Raw genomic sequence first — 14527 nt, forward strand, 5'->3', positions numbered from 1 at the left:
AATACTCGTGCGCTGCTGAGCACCGAGGTCGGTGGTCAGCAATGGTGCGGCGAAGAGCGCAAAACGGACAATGTGCTGTCGGACGCGCAGCGAGTTCCTTGGCGTTTTCTTCATGAGTTGAATCATAGCGGTCTACTTCTTTATCAGGTCGCCGCAGGCCGCGATGATGCCCATGGCGGCTGCCGCGTCGTGGATGTTCACGTAGTAGGTCGTGGTGTCGGCGAGGGCGACGGACAACGTGGCCTTGCCCGCACCCTGTCCCTTGTCGTTGATCACGATGGGCGTGTACGCGCGCCCGCCGCCCACCACACCGCCGCTCTTCTCGCAACTGCCCGTGTGAATGTGCCACGGGCGCGTGGCTCCGGGCGTGTCGTCGGTCAGCGTGACCGCCACCTCGGTGCCGGTGCCGTCTTTGGTGGGGGTAACGGTCGCGGTGCCGTGCACCTTGCGTCCCTCCTTGCCGACGAGTGTCGCAGCGTACTCGGTGATCGGACGGGCGAGCGCGAAGAGGACGGCGCTGTTACCCACGAGTGCGGCGCAAAGCGCCATCCAGCGAACGGTCGTGCGGCGGGGCATCGAACACTCCGATATTGAGAGAAGCCAGAAGACTACGGACGACGAGCAGGTGGTCGAGCAGGTGGTCGAGCAGGTGGTCGAGCGGCAGGCGCGCGCGACGATTTTTGTGGCGTGAAGGCGTCAGCGACGAAGATGAACACCAGCGTCAGCACCACCAGCACGAGGATCACCAGCAGCACGCGCGTGCGCAGGGGCCGAACATCAACCAGGAACGTGGAGAGGAGCGCCGGCACAACGAGCAGCAACAGACGCACGATGCGTCGATCGCGGGTCGTCGGCACGAGCTTCGTAGCGCGCGGTGTGATCCCGAGGCGGTACTCCACTTCACTGGCCAATCGAAACACCCCATCCTCCGCCGCGCGGAACCAGCGTACGGGGGGCAAGCGCCTGATCATGGATCGCAGTCGTGCGTTCACGCCGACACGCGATCGAAGAGCGATGGCGGATCCGACGTGTCATCCCAGCCGATGGTGTCACCGATCGCAATCTCGCCGTCGTCGAGGACGATGGCGAAGGCACCGCCACCCCAGTCTGGCCGCATGGCCGCCTGCAGCCCGTCGCACACCTCATCCATCTGATGACACGGCTTCGTCTCGCCGGCGATCTGCACCCGCACGCTGCCGATACGCAGCACGCGCCCGCGTGAGTTCACCAGAGGAAACCCTCGTACGAGTACGTTGGCGCGTCGCCGTTCGGGACCCATCGCTGGATCGCCATCGCGTGAGACGGCCGACAGGTGTTCGGCCCAGCGCTCGGCCTCGAGCAGCGTGATCTGCCGGCGTCCACCCTGATTGGCGTTACCGACGAGCCCACGCTGCGCTTGGAGGCGTGCCGACGCGACGGGATCCATCGGTCCGCGCTTGGCGCGCTTGAGCCAGATCTGTTCTATGACACCAACCGGCGGCGCGAGGTCCGACATCAGGAGCGCTCCACGATGCGATCAATGAGAAAGCTGGACTGCTCGAGCGCCTCGGCGGTGAAGTCGCCGAAGAAGGTTCGCACGTCGTCGAAGAGTCGGGAGAAGGCCGCCTGATCACCGCGCGCGAGAATATCAGCGACGTCCTGTACCGATCGGCTGAACGCCGACGTAATCTCGGCGGTGCGCGGATTTCGCATTTCGATCGAGCCGTACAATGCCGAGTCCTGCGCGAAATGTCGCGCGGCCACATACAACTCCAGCAAGTAGGCCGGAGACGTGAACGGCAACGTTTCGGCCAACGGGAGCCCAAGGCGACTGAGCGTGAGTCCTTGCACCTGCGTTTGGAAGTGCGTGAGCACCTGCACCACCGACATGGCCCGATCGTGCTGCGTGGCCGTGGTTTCGGTAATCACGAGGCCACGGGCGGCGAACGACTGCGCGACCCAATCGGCCCACGTGTCGCCGCGACCACGACAGATCACGACGCGTTGTCCCTGCAGCGTATGCACACCAGGCCCGAACATGGGGTGGGTGCCGACCACACTGGCCTTGGTCACGTCGAGCATGGCTTGTAACGGAGCTTCCTTCACACTCGTGACATCCATCAGCAGGGCGTCCTCGCGCACGTGCGCCCCGACGGCGCGGATCACGGCGTCCGTCACATCGATCGGCACGCTCACCACGACCACGTCGGCTACCGCAGCCGCTTCTGCGGCCTGCAACGACGTGTCGGTATCGACGATCAGCAGCTTATGTCCGAGGTCGCCGAAGAGACGCCCCATCACGCGGCCAATGCGGCCATGCCCACCGATGACGGCGATGGTGTACGAGGCGGCGTCGATGGGCACTTCGGCGCGCAACGCGGCTTGATGATCGCGACTCGAGCGCATGAGCAAGCGGAAGATCGACTCGATTTCTTCGCTGGGGAGACCCAACTCCTTCGCGTGTTCATGGCGATCGCGCAGCAGCTCGCGCTCGCGAACCGCGTCGCGAATCTTGAGGCCGAACTGGCGCTTGTAGGCAGCGACTTCCGCGACCAACGCCATGCGCTTCGCCATGATCTGCAGCAAGTCACGATCGAGCGCGTCGATCATGGCGCGCACGACGGGAAGCGGCCGCGGGGTATCAGCCACGAACGGGCCTCACTTGGTGATCTTCCAGAAGGCGATGCCACTGGCCTGCGGTCCGACATCGGCGGTGCCTACCTTCGCCCGAGCCACGAGATCGATCACGTCGACCTTGCCCGGCTGCGCGCCCTGCCCTTCACTGCTGACAAAGGCGTAACGGGAATCCGAGCTGATCGTGACGCCGTGCGCCAACCGGGTCGACGTGGGCAACTGCGCGACACTGACCCCGGTGCTGAGATCGTAAATTTCGATAGCGTTGCCCTGCTTGAGCGTGGCGACCATCAGGCGACCGTTAGCGGTCACCGCCAAGTTGTACACGCCACGGCCGGTCTTGATGCGACGCGTGAGGGCCCACGACTTGGTGTCGATTTCGAGAATCTCATCGGCCTTGTTGCAGGCCACGTAGATGCTGGCGCCGTTGGCGGACGGCTGCGCCCAGGTGGGTGAGCAGGAGGCGGGCGCCATCGTGTGCTTCTCGATGCCCATTCCCACGCGCCCAACCTGCGCCGGATCGATGGTGGGAGCGGCGGCGGGCTTCTTCACCGGCGCCGCAGCGCCCATGGATGACATGTCGTGCCCGGCCGCGGCGTGATCCATACCGAGCATGCCGGCTATGCCAGCGGCCATCATCGACGGCGCGTTCAGCGCGAGCGGCCCTTCCTTGCCCTTGGCCAGCGAGAAGCGACGCGACACCACGAAGTCCTTGGTGTCCACTTCCACCAGCTGGTCATCCATCATGCAGGTGGAGTACTGTCGCATGCCGTCGGGCGATACGCGACTACCGTGCGGCATCGTGCAGGTGACGATGCGGGCGACTTCTGTATGAGTGGGCGTGTAGATCACCGACACCGTCGACGGAATCATGTCGCCATGCAGATTGAAATTCACTGACAGCGCATACAGTCCATCGGGGGTGACGTCGATCGAGGCGGGAAAATTGCCAAGTAAGAGCCCCGGACCGACGAGCGTGTCGGGGCCGAGTTCGTAGCGCCAGTACTTACCATCGGGGAAGCCGTGTCCGGTGGTCATGTGCAGGTACTTGCCGTCCTGGGAGATAACGAGTCCGTGCGGTCCCTCCATCTCGGCCGCGAGCTCGCCCACGCCGATCGTCTTCTCAACCACCGTTCCCTGCGGTCCGAAGCGCACCCGATAGATGTTGTCCGCCGACTCGGCGCCCACGTATACCCAGTAGTCGTGCAGCGGCGCGGCGGGGACGGTCGGCGCGGCCGCGGGCTTCGCCTGCCCCGCCAGTGAGGCCGGCCGGAGCGCGAGCGCGGTGGCAATCGCGACACCGGCGAGAACCGGAGCGGCGGCAACAGCGCGCCGTGACTTGCGGGGGCTTGGCACGAGAGGCATGATCGAGGGGCTCGGCAGGATCTATCCCATGGGAGACAACAGTATGAACGTAGCGCGCACGCGGCGGTTCGTCACGACGACCGCCCTGTTCCTGGCGGCACCGCTCGCCGCGACCGGCCTGACGCCCCATGTTGCCATCGCGCAGGCCGCGAGCGCGACCCAGTCCGTGATCGCAAAGCTGGTGGCGGAACCGGCCAAGGTGACGATCCGCGCCGGCGAATCGCAGCCGTTCAAAGTGACGGCTTACGATGCGACCGGAAAGATCATTCCCGACGCGGCAATTCGCGTGGGCGGACCGCGCCAGGCGGTGGCGTTCAACGATGGACAGGTGCGCGCCTTCCGCGCGGGCTCGTACACCGCAACCGCCACGGCGGCCGGCACCACGGGACCGATCCTGCTCGACATTCCGGTGCTCATCACGTGGCCGGCGCTGTCGAAGCTGACCATCACCGCCGACTCAGGACGTTTGTACACCGGCATCTCGATCGGCCATCGCGTGGAGGGCACGCACTTGGACGGCAGTGTGCGCCCCGGCCTCATTCCGACGTGGCGCAGCAGCGCGCTGGCGATTGCCTCGGTCGATCGATTCGGCACGGTGACAGCCCTCAAAGCCGGCACGGTCGCGATCAGCGCCGAGTCGGAAGGCGTTCGCGCCAGCAAGTCGTATACGATCACGACGAACCCGGTGCGCGCGCTCGCGCTCGACATCAAGGAAGACGTAATCCTGACCGGTCAGGTGGTGCATCTCAACGCGACCGCCAGGACGGCGTCTGGCGCACCGGTGAAGGACGCCGTGATCACGTGGAGCTACAGCTACACGCCCGACGACACCACGGTTGCTCCGGGTGGCCCCGGCATCATCGACTGGGGGCGTTTCACCGCGAATTATCCGGGACGCTTCACGATTCTCGCGCAGTCGGGCAATGCGACGGCGCGCAAGGTGCTCGAGGCCAAGCCGCGTGACGTGGTGCGCCGCATCACCGTGACCGGACGCGGCAATATCGCGAACACGGCCACGTCCGACTTGTGGCCGTGGACCGGCAAGGATGGACGCGACTATGTGCTGGTGGGCACTTGGGGCGGCGACGGTTACGGCATGGTGTTCGACATCACGGACATGAGCAACATCGTGAAGACGGATTCGATCAAGATCGATGCCCGCACGATCAACGACGTGACCGTCTCACCCGACGGGCGATACGGCGTGCTGGCTCGGGAAGGCGCGTCGAACCGTGTGAACGGCGTCGTGATCCTCGACCTCGCGACGCCGGCGCATCCCAAAATCGCCGCCACGTTCGATCAGGAACTGACGGGTGGCGTGCACAACATGTTCGCCACCAACGACTACCTGTTCGCGATCTCGGGCGGCCAGAAGTACGTGATCATCGACGTGAAGGACATCTACAAGCCGAAGTACGTGAGCGAATACCAGCATCCGAACGCCCGCATCCATGACCTGTGGGTGCGCGACGGGATTGCGTATTCAGCGCAGGGCGGCGTCGGTGCCGTGATGGTGGACGTCGGCAACGGCAAGTACGGCGGTACGATCGAGAAGCCCAAACTGATCAACGTGTTCCCGATCAACTCGGGCCATGAGATCTACCCGTACTTCCAGAAGTCGACGGGCCGCGTGTACCTCTTCCTCGGCGACGAGGAGATGAACCGCGCCGGTCGCGTGTGGGAGGGTACGAACTATGGTGCCACGCTCGGCAGAGCCGGCGGTATCGCGCAGACGTCGGGCGGGTACGTGCACATCGTCGATGCGACCGACCCCATGCATCCGCGCAAGGTCGGCCGCTATCACCTCGAGGATTACGGCGCGCACGACATCATCGTGGAAGACGACATTCTGTATCAGGCGTACTACGACGGTGGCGTGCGGGTGGTCGATGTGAGTGGTGAACTGATGGGAAACCTCGCCGATCAGAAGCGCGAGATCGCCGTGTTCAAGCCGTACGATCCGAAAGCATTCACGGCCAACGCACCGTTCGTGATGAACGCGATGCCGTGGAAGGGTCAGGTCCTGTTCACCGACTTCAACTCGGGGTTGTGGTCGGCGAAGCTGGAGCCCAAGGCGAAGGCGATCACGCCGTAACGCGCGATGCGAAAAGCCCCGGCGCTGCCATGCAGCGCCGGGGCTCTATTACATCGTCGGCTGGTACCGCCCCCACACCCGCTCGAGCGCGTCGGCGATCTCGCCGACCGATGCCCGCAAGCGCACGGCGTCGATGATGCGCGGCATGAGCGGCGCGCGGGCGCCCACGTGCGCCGGCAGATACTCGGGCGCGATATCGGTGATCGCCTGCAGCGCCGCTTGCACGGCTGCGTTGTCGCGCGATGCCTTCACGTGCTTCAGACCCCCGACTTGTCCCACTTCGAGCGCGCTGAAATCCGGCGACGGAATGATGGGCGGATCCTGACCGTCGGCGAAACGATTCACGCCCACGACCACTGTTTCGCCGGCTTCCACACGGAGCTGATACTCGTACGCACTGCGTCCGATCTCTTCCTGGAAGAATCCCGCGCGAATCGCCGCCGCCGCACCACCGAGTGCGTCGACGCGCTCCAGCAACTCGAGCGCACGCGCTTCGACGCTATCGGTGAGCTGCTCCACATACCAGCTGCCGGCGAGCGGGTCGGCCGTCTGCGCGACGCCGGATTCGTAGCCCACGATCTGCTGCGTCCGTAACGCGAGCGTAGCGGCTTCGGCGGTCGGTAACGCCAGTGCTTCGTCGTAGCCGTTGGTGTGCAGTGACTGCGTGCCGCCAAGCGTGGCGGCGAGGGCCTGCACCGTTACGCGGACCACGTTGTTGAGCGGTTGTTGCGCGGTGAGGGTGACACCGCCGGTCTGCGTGTGGAAGCGCAGCTTGCAGCTGGTATCGTTGGCGCCGAAACGCTCACGCATGATGCGCGCCCACATACGACGCGCAGCACGGAACTTCGCGACTTCCTCGAACAGGTCGCTGTGCGCGGCAAAGAAGAACGAGAGGCGCGGCGCGAAGGTATCGACGGCCAGTCCCGTGTCGACGGCCTGCTGCACATAAGCGATCGCATCGGCGAAAGTGAACGCCACTTCCTGCACCGCGGTGGCGCCGGCTTCGCGGATGTGGTAGCCCGAAATCGAAATCGGATTCCACAGCGGCACTTCCGCCGCGCAGAAGCGGAACATCTCGGCCGTGAGCGCGAGCGACGGATCGGGCGGATAGATGTAGGTGCCGCGCGCGATGTATTCCTTGAGAATGTCGTTCTGCACGGTGCCCGACAGGGCCGTGCGTGCGATGCCACGCTCTTCGGCTACCACGATGTACATCGCGAGCAACGTCGAGGCGGTCGAGTTGATCGTCATCGACGACGACACTTTGTCGAGTGGAATGCCGTCGAGCAGCACGTGCATGTCGTCGACGGTGTCGATGGCGACGCCCACGCGGCCCACTTCACCGCTGGCGCGCGGCGAGTCGGAGTCGATGCCCATCTGCGTAGGCAGGTCGAAGGCCACCGAGAGGCCGGTCTGCCCGGCTTCCAGCAACAATCGGAATCGCTCGTTGGTGGAGCGTGCCGTGCCGAAGCCCGCGTACTGGCGCATCGTCCAGAGACGGCCGCGGTACATCGTGGGCTGCACGCCGCGCGTGAACGGAAACTGACCGGGGTCGGCCAGGTCACGCGTATAATCAACGTGGACGTCGTCCGGACGGACGACGCCAGGAATCGGAATGCCGGAGGGGGAGAGTCGCTCGCTCATCCCTCCAATCTAGCGATCAGGACGGGACTGTCGGAGGCGGCGGCGCGGGTCGGGTGCCACGCCGCTCCGAAATGCCCGGAGCGACATATTGCGGCAGCGGGAATTCGGCCACGGTTTCCACCTCGGCCTTGCTGCCAAGATAGAGTGGCGTCCGCTCGTGCAGCTCGGTGGGCTGCACGTCGAGAATGCGGCCGTGGCCATTGGTGGCCGAGCCGCCCGCCTGCTCGGCAATGAACGCCAACGGATTCGCTTCGTACAGCAGACGCAGCTTGCCCTTGGGCGCCTTCTCGTTGGCGGGATAGCAGAACACGCCGCCGCCGAGGAGGTTACGGTGGAAGTCGGCTACGAGCGATCCCACATATCGCACGTTCAGTGGCGCCCGTTGACCGTCCAGGCCACGATAGCGACGCATGAGCGCACGCGTGGGCTCCGGCCAATCCTGTTCGTACGCGTCGTTCACCGACAGGTACCGCGCCCGTGTCGGGATCTGAATGTTGGGATGCGACAGCAGGAATTCGCCGATGGAGGGATCGAGTGTGAAGCCGTGCGCGCCCTGTCCCGTGGTGTACACCAGCATCGTGCTCGAGCCGTAGATCACGTAGCCCGCGGCCACCTGGCGGCGGCCCGGCTGCAGCATGTCCTCCATCTCGCCACGCGCACCGCGGGTGATCTTCTTGTACACCGAAAAGATCGTGCCGACGGGCACATTGACGTCGATGTTGGACGAGCCGTCGAGGGGATCGAACAGCAGCACATATTTGCCGGCGCGGAAGCCTTCGGGAATGTGGATGATGTCCGGCTCCTCTTCGGACGCCATCGCGCACAACCGACCACCGTGATCGAACGCCTTGATGACGATCTCATTCGAAATCACGTCGAGCTTCTGCTGGATCTCGCCCTGCACGTTCACGTCGCTGGTGGCGCCGAGAATGTCCGCGAGGCCGGCGCTGCGCACCTTATTCGCGATCATCTTGCCGGCGAGTGCCATGTCGTAGAGGATGCCCGACAATTCGCCGGTGGCCTCGGGGAACATGCGTTCCTGCTCGATGATGAAGCGTTCGATCGTGACGACGGACGTCGCAGTATGCCTGACCACAGTTCTACTCCTGGGGGGAGACGGGCGCGCAGGAGCGCAGCAGCAGAGGTTCGATCCGACCCGGGGAGGATCGGTGCGAGAGGCGCGTAAAGACAGGTGACGCAATGGCGGCGAACAAGGAGAGCGCGTCGCGCATGTTGAAACTGGCCTACGTGGGCAAGCTCAGGCAAGAGCCGCCCGTCGCCTGGACGCCGGCAAACGCTATCGAGGCGGTACCGCTGAGGGTGCGAGGCGGCGCTCAGGGATGCGCCACCGGTCGCCGTGGGCGGACGCTTCGAGCCATTGACCGTTGGTGGAGATCACGACCGCCCCTTCGAGATCCGAGCGCAGGAGCGGCACCTGCAGGGCCGCGAAGCGCTCGAGGACCTCAGGAGACGGGTGTCGGTAGCTGTTGCCCGCTCCAACGGACACCAATCCCACCAGCGGCGCCACGGCGCGCACGAAGTCCGCCCCGGAGCTGGTGCGGCTGCCGTGGTGACCGAGCTTGAGGACGTCAGCGCGCAACGCCTCTTCGGGAAAACGCTCGAGCAGCCAGGCTTCTTCCTGGTGCTCGGCATCGCCCATGAAGAGGAATCGCCGACGTCCGTATGAGACGCGCAGCACCACGGAGGTCTCGTTGGCGTCGTGTTGAACGGCTGTCCAGGCGGAATCGGGTGCCAAAACTTCGATGGCGACGCCGTCGAGCTGCCAGCGTTGTCCGGGATGCACGCGCCGCCACGGCCGGCCGCTCGCGCGCAGTGCCACGAGCGCTTTTCGGTACCCCGTGCTGGAGGTGACGAAGGCGGGCTCCCACCATTGCTGCGGCGCGAGCGCGGTGATCACGCTCGCCGCGCCGCCCACGTGATCCTCATGCGCATGCGACAACACCATCAGTGCCACCGCACCGCCGCGACGCTGCACGTACGGGATCACCGCGCGACGACCGGCATCACCGCCATCCCACGACGGTCCGGCGTCGATGAGCACCCACCGGCCGCGCGGTGTGCGCAGCGCAAAAGCATCGCCCTGCCCGACATCGATCATGTGCAGCTCGAGCACGCCCGGCCCGACGCTCAGAAACGGCAGCCACGCGGCCATGACCAACGCGACCGCCCCCAACCGTAACCATGGACCGGCGCGGCGCGCCGCCGTGGCCCGCACCACGGCCACTGAGGCCAGCCCCGCGGCGATAGCCGTGGGCAGCGTGGGCGCCACATGCAACACGGCGAAGGGCATCGCGGCCGCGGCGGCGGCGATCCGATCGAGCAGCGCGATGGGCAACGCACTGGCGTCGGCGATCAACTGCGCCAGCGGGTCGAGCGGACTGGCCAACAGCGCGAGAAAGAGTGCGGGCTGCAGAAAGGCCACGATCGGACCGGCTAGAATATTCGTGATGGGGGCCAGCATGCTCACGCGCCCGAAGGTCCATGCGATCAGCGGTGCCGTCACCACCGTGGCCACCACGCCGGTGATCGTTTCGCGCACCAGCCAACGCGATACGCCGCGTCGCGTGACCAGCCAACGCTGCGTGTGTCGCAGCGCGGCGCGGCAGGCCCCGAAGAGCCCACCAGTCGACAATGTCGGCCGAGACAGAGCATAGGGCTGCCAGCGCCGCAGGATCGCCCTTGCGGCCACCAGCGCGGCCATACCGCTGACGCTCAATTGCCAACCCAGATCGAGCACAACCAGCGGCTGCACGGTGGGAATCGTGGCGCCAAGCGCCAGCGCGGTCCATTCATGCAGGGGTCGCTGCCACGCCGTGGACAGCATCACGGTGAGCAGCATGACCGCACTGCGCACGGCCGGCGCCGGCGCGCCGAGCATGGCGACGTACGCGAGAATGAGCGCGAGGGACGAGACCGCCGCCGCCGTGGCCGGGAGTCGCATGGCGGCGGTGATGGTGAGCAGCGCCGAGGCGATGATCGCCACATGCATGCCCGACACCGACAGCATGTGTACGAGACCCGCATCGGCGAATCGATCTCGCACCGACGTGGCGATACCGTCCTGGTCGGCGATCACCAACGCGCGCACCAGCGGCGCGCGCTCACCGAACAGGCGATCGATCGTGGCGCCGGCCCGTCCCCGCGCGGCGCGCAACCAATCGCGCCCGCGAACGGCGTACACGGAGTCGACACCAAGGCGCACGCCACGATCCGTCGCCATCGCGCGCCCCCGCACGTCGGCGATATCGCCGGCCCGAAGTGCGCGCGGCATCCCGGATGGCAGTCGCACCACAGCGGCGACGGCGCAGCGCCGGTCACCGTACGCGAAGCGCACTTCACCGCGCCCCCGCGTGGGAGCTGCGTTCAGCGCGCGACGCGTGGGGAAACGCGTGGGGAATTGCGAGGCGCCGGCGCGCTCCGCCAGAACGCCGTCGAACACCAGCGACAGGCGCGCGCCCCGCGTGAAGCGCATTACCGCCTCCGCACGACAGCGCCGTGCGTCATCGGAGGCGGACACACTCGCCAGTACGCCGGCGAACGCGATGCCACCGAATGCCGCGATGCTCAGAGACCCGGGGCCAAGCCGACGGCGCACCACTGGCGCACCGACTGCCACCATCACCAGCACGAGGACCAGCAGTGAGACCGACGCCAGCGCCGGTGTCGCCGGCGCCCGCGCGACCCACAAGAATCGCGCCACCGAATCGCCGAGCATGGCGCCCACGAACAGGCCGACCAGCCACCAGCCGGCGGCGTGAATGAGAAGCGGCATCACGCACGGTGTCGAACAACCGGAGGTGATGCCGCATCGAAACTACGCAGGCGTACCCGCAGTCACGCGGGAACGTCACTCGCGCCCTGTCGCTACCCGGCCATCATCGGCAGCGGCTTGCGCTCGGTTTGCGCGATCACGGGGGTGCCCATGAACGTGGCGCCGGTCGTGCCGCTCAGCTTCACCGTGAGATAGTCGCCGATCGATCCGGCATCGGCGGGCACGATGATGGTCTTGAAGTCCCGCGAGCGCGCCTGTAACGATTCTCCATCGCGGGCCACCTTTTCGATCAGCACTTCGACGGTGTCGCCCAGGCGACGCATGTTGTTCTCGCGCGAGATCCCGCGCACGGTTTTCAGCAGCAGCTCGAACCGCGTGGCCACGAGCTCGTCGGGGATCGTCCACTCGGCCGGCATGCGCGTGGCCGGCGTGCCTTCACGCGGCGAAAACTTGAACATGAACGCATCGTCGAAGCGCACTTCCTGACAGAGCGACAGCGTGTCGGCGAACTCGTCGTCGGTCTCACTGGGAAAACCGACGATGATGTCGGTGGTCAGCGCCAGTCCGGGAATCGCGGCCCGCATGCGCTCCACGCACGCGAGATAATCCTCGCGTGAGTAGCGGCGCAACATCTTCTTGAGCATCGACGTGGATCCGCTCTGCATCGGCAGGTGAATGTGCTCACACACCGTGGGCACTTCCGCCATCGCGGCAATGACACGATCGGAAAAGTCGTTGGGATGCGGGCTCGTGTACCGCACACGACGGATGCCATCCACGGCGCCGACGGCGCGCAGCAGATCGGCAAAATCATGCGTGCCGTCGTTGTACGAGTTGACCGTCTGTCCCAGCAGCACGACTTCGGTGAGCCCCTGATTCACGACCTCGTGTACTTCGCGCACGACTTCGTGGAGCTTGCGACTCCGCTCGGGGCCGCGCGTGGTCGGCACGATACAGTACGTGCAGCGATAGTCGCAGCCGCGCTGCACCGGTATCCACGCTTTCACCCCTTCGAAGCGGCGGGCGACGACGTCTTCATAGTGCTCTTCGAGGTCGAAGTCGGTGGCGGTGAACTTCTCACCGCGACGCGCACCATCGAGCAGCTCGGGCAGCGCGCGATAGCCATCGGGACCGACCACGATCGACACGTGTCGCGCCTGTTCGAGCACGCGGGGTCCCAAGCGCTGCGCCATGCAGCCCGTGACGCCCATGATACTACCGGGGCGCATGTACTTCTTGAGTTCACCGAGGCGGCCGATCACGCGCGTTTCGGCGTTCTCGCGGATCGCGCATGTATTCCCCAGAATCACGTCGGCGCCGTCGGGCACATCCACGGCGTCGTAGCCGCTGGCGATGAGCTTGCCGTACATGAGTTCCGAATCGGCCACGTTCATCTGGCAGCCGTATGTCTCGATGTAGACGGTGGGGCGCGGAGTTCCGGCCACGGGAGTTCCGGCCACGGGAGTTCCGGTCACGGGAGTATCACTCATCGGTCAGTTGCGCGGACGGATCTGAATGCCGATGCCAAGCAACCACGCCGATTCCTTGAAGCCACTACCCGACATCGTGCGGCTGGCGCGCTGGACGGAAAGATCGAGCGTGGCGTCTTCACCAGCGACCGGCAGACCAAGTCCCGCCGACAAGCGGTTCTCCCTGGCGGTCTGTCCGGGCGTGCCGAACGGCAGTTCGTTGCGTGCGTATCCGGCGCGAACGAGCACCGGAAGGCCACGGAACTTGGGTCCGGCCACTTCGGCTCCGGCGTGCCAGTTCATGGCATCGGTGGGCGCAATGGTCGCCGATCCGAGCGATGCCATTCGGGACCACGAGATCTGCTCGATACCGACGGCGAACACCGAGCCGACGATACCGTCGTAGCGCAGCGCCGCGCCGGTGCGCGTGGGGGCGCTGGCCTTCGAGACGATCGTGTCGCGGATGCGCGCGTTGATCTCATTGCCGCGGCGGTATGACGCGAGCGCCGTGAAGCCCTTGCCGAGCGTCGCTTCGCCACCGACGGACAGTGCCGTTCCGAAATACGTGACACGCGACGAATCGATCACACTGCCGAGCTTCAGCGTATCCGCGAACGCGCGCTCACGAGTAGCGCGATTTTCGCCGGTGTAGAGATGCCCCGCGACGCCAACCCGGAAGCGCGGCGAAATCTGCCAACCGGCACCGGCACGGAGATCGTTGATGGCCCCGCGCACGTCCGTCCGGTCGCTCGTGGGTATGCTGATGCCGTCGATCCGCGCGCTGCCGGTGGTGGCCGTCGAGAACGTGCGGTCGAGGAAGGTCGTCGCGCTCAATCCGACCGCCACACCACGGCGCGCGGGAAAGATGAGCATGATGAGCGGAATGCGCTGCAGCGTGCTCTTCTCGCTCACGCCGTTCCCGGTGAGCTTACGCAGCTCCGGTTCGGCCTGCGCAGTGATCACCGTGCGAGTCAGGCCACCGAGCGCCGCCGGGTTCGTCGGCGTGAGCGCGTCGAATTCCGCGAAGGCACCGCCGGTTCCGTTGGTCCGGACACTGCCGCCGCCCACGGGATAGCCGAAGCCCTGCATGCCGATGGAGCTTTGCGCGCTGGCCGTCGATACCGTCACCACGGCGGCGAGCAGCGCCAGCGACGCAGGTGAAACGAAGGATCGGAGTCGGATGCGGATCACGGGAGAGCGAACTCCGAACGCGGGAGATAAGTGATACGCAGACGCGGACGCAACGCGGCAGCCGCTTTGCTGGAGTGGAAGCGCAGTTCCGCCGGTTGCGCGCCTTCGAGACCGATCCTGAAGGCGATCGCGCGCGGCACATTGGTGGGCAGCGTACTCCAGGTGCGGGCAAGCGCCAGCACGTTGACCGCACGGACGCCGCTGGCCGAGGGAAGTAGCAGCGTGGAGTCGACGCCGGCGAACGAACCAGCGGCCGCGAGATCGAGGATGCGGCGCAGGTCCGTCACGAGACTCGTCGTGGTCGGTATGAGTGCAAACAGACCGACCGAATCCGCCGCATTGCCGAACGTGGACGCT

The 14527-nt window shown here is 65.9% G+C and carries 12 protein-coding genes; 1 reads left to right on the forward strand and 11 read right to left on the reverse strand.

From position 1 onward, the window contains the following. Positions 1 to 132: 132 nt before the first annotated feature. The 5 genes from ACESNG_RS03160 to ACESNG_RS03180 are packed head-to-tail and all read right to left on the reverse strand — an operon-like array spanning position 133 to position 3978. Positions 133 to 576 (reverse strand): hypothetical protein, encoded by a 444-nt coding sequence (locus tag ACESNG_RS03160; RefSeq protein ID WP_373067761.1) that lies wholly within the window; start codon positions 574 to 576, stop codon positions 133 to 135. Between the two features lie 32 nt (positions 577 to 608). Beyond that, the gene (locus ACESNG_RS03165; protein ID WP_373067763.1) at positions 609 to 971 is read right to left on the reverse strand and encodes a hypothetical protein; all 363 of its coding nucleotides are present in this window, start codon (positions 969 to 971) and stop codon (positions 609 to 611) included. Between the two features lie 17 nt (positions 972 to 988). Next, positions 989 to 1495: an MOSC domain-containing protein gene (locus ACESNG_RS03170; protein WP_373061502.1), complete on the reverse strand. Its 507-nt coding sequence runs from the start codon at positions 1493 to 1495 to the stop codon at positions 989 to 991. Then, the gene (gene tyrA / locus ACESNG_RS03175) at positions 1495 to 2628 is read right to left on the reverse strand and encodes a bifunctional chorismate mutase/prephenate dehydrogenase (RefSeq protein ID WP_373061504.1); all 1134 of its coding nucleotides are present in this window, start codon (positions 2626 to 2628) and stop codon (positions 1495 to 1497) included. Before tyrA ends, ACESNG_RS03170 begins: the two co-directional genes overlap by 1 nt. Positions 2629 to 2637: 9 nt before the next feature. Next, positions 2638 to 3978, reverse strand: coding sequence for a YncE family protein (locus ACESNG_RS03180; protein WP_373061506.1), 1341 nt, complete (start codon positions 3976 to 3978; stop codon positions 2638 to 2640). A gap of 43 nt (positions 3979 to 4021) precedes the next feature. Here ACESNG_RS03180 and ACESNG_RS03185 point away from each other — a divergent pair, with 43 nt between their 5' ends. After that, complete coding sequence (locus tag ACESNG_RS03185; protein WP_373067765.1) at positions 4022 to 6073, forward strand: hypothetical protein; 2052 nt, start codon at positions 4022 to 4024, stop codon at positions 6071 to 6073. A 48-nt stretch (positions 6074 to 6121) separates the two neighbouring features. Here ACESNG_RS03185 and ACESNG_RS03190 read toward each other — a convergent pair whose 3' ends face one another. The 6 genes from ACESNG_RS03190 to ACESNG_RS03215 all read right to left on the reverse strand — a co-directional run. After that, positions 6122 to 7717: a methylmalonyl-CoA mutase gene (locus tag ACESNG_RS03190; protein WP_373067767.1), complete on the reverse strand. Its 1596-nt coding sequence runs from the start codon at positions 7715 to 7717 to the stop codon at positions 6122 to 6124. Between the two features lie 16 nt (positions 7718 to 7733). Continuing rightward, complete coding sequence (fbp, locus tag ACESNG_RS03195; protein WP_373061512.1) at positions 7734 to 8813, reverse strand: class 1 fructose-bisphosphatase; 1080 nt, start codon at positions 8811 to 8813, stop codon at positions 7734 to 7736. A 201-nt stretch (positions 8814 to 9014) separates the two neighbouring features. Beyond that, a complete protein-coding gene (locus tag ACESNG_RS03200; protein ID WP_373061540.1) occupies positions 9015 to 11510 on the reverse strand; it encodes a DNA internalization-related competence protein ComEC/Rec2 in 2496 nt (831 codons plus the stop codon). A 92-nt stretch (positions 11511 to 11602) separates the two neighbouring features. Next, positions 11603 to 13000 (reverse strand): tRNA (N6-isopentenyl adenosine(37)-C2)-methylthiotransferase MiaB, encoded by a 1398-nt coding sequence (miaB, locus tag ACESNG_RS03205; RefSeq protein ID WP_373067769.1) that lies wholly within the window; start codon positions 12998 to 13000, stop codon positions 11603 to 11605. Positions 13001 to 13003: 3 nt separating this feature from the next. Next, positions 13004 to 14170 (reverse strand): hypothetical protein, encoded by a 1167-nt coding sequence (locus ACESNG_RS03210; protein ID WP_373067771.1) that lies wholly within the window; start codon positions 14168 to 14170, stop codon positions 13004 to 13006. Then, positions 14167 to 14527 (reverse strand): hypothetical protein (locus tag ACESNG_RS03215; protein ID WP_373067773.1); only part of this gene is annotated, 361 nt, incomplete at its 5' end. The genes ACESNG_RS03215 and ACESNG_RS03210, both read right to left, overlap by 4 nt.

The sequence above is a fragment of the Gemmatimonas sp. genome, assembly GCF_041689975.1.
Taxonomy (GTDB): Bacteria; Gemmatimonadota; Gemmatimonadetes; order Gemmatimonadales; family Gemmatimonadaceae; genus Gemmatimonas.

Bases quoted from the DNA above. Each gene is read 5' to 3' on its own strand.
- ACESNG_RS03160 (WP_373067761.1), bottom strand. From the start codon at position 576: ATGCCCCGCCGCACGACCGTTCGCTGGATGGCGCTTTGCGCCGCACTC.
- ACESNG_RS03165 (WP_373067763.1), bottom strand. From the start codon at position 971: ATGATCAGGCGCTTGCCCCCCGTACGCTGGTTCCGCGCGGCGGAGGAT.
- ACESNG_RS03170 (WP_373061502.1), bottom strand. From the start codon at position 1,495: ATGTCGGACCTCGCGCCGCCGGTTGGTGTCATAGAACAGATCTGGCTC.
- ACESNG_RS03180 (WP_373061506.1), bottom strand. From the start codon at position 3,978: ATGCCTCTCGTGCCAAGCCCCCGCAAGTCACGGCGCGCTGTTGCCGCC.
- ACESNG_RS03185 (WP_373067765.1), top strand. From the start codon at position 4,022: ATGAACGTAGCGCGCACGCGGCGGTTCGTCACGACGACCGCCCTGTTC.
- ACESNG_RS03190 (WP_373067767.1), bottom strand. From the start codon at position 7,717: ATGAGCGAGCGACTCTCCCCCTCCGGCATTCCGATTCCTGGCGTCGTC.
- ACESNG_RS03200 (WP_373061540.1), bottom strand. From the start codon at position 11,510: ATGCCGCTTCTCATTCACGCCGCCGGCTGGTGGCTGGTCGGCCTGTTC.
- miaB (WP_373067769.1), bottom strand. From the start codon at position 13,000: ATGAGTGATACTCCCGTGACCGGAACTCCCGTGGCCGGAACTCCCGTG.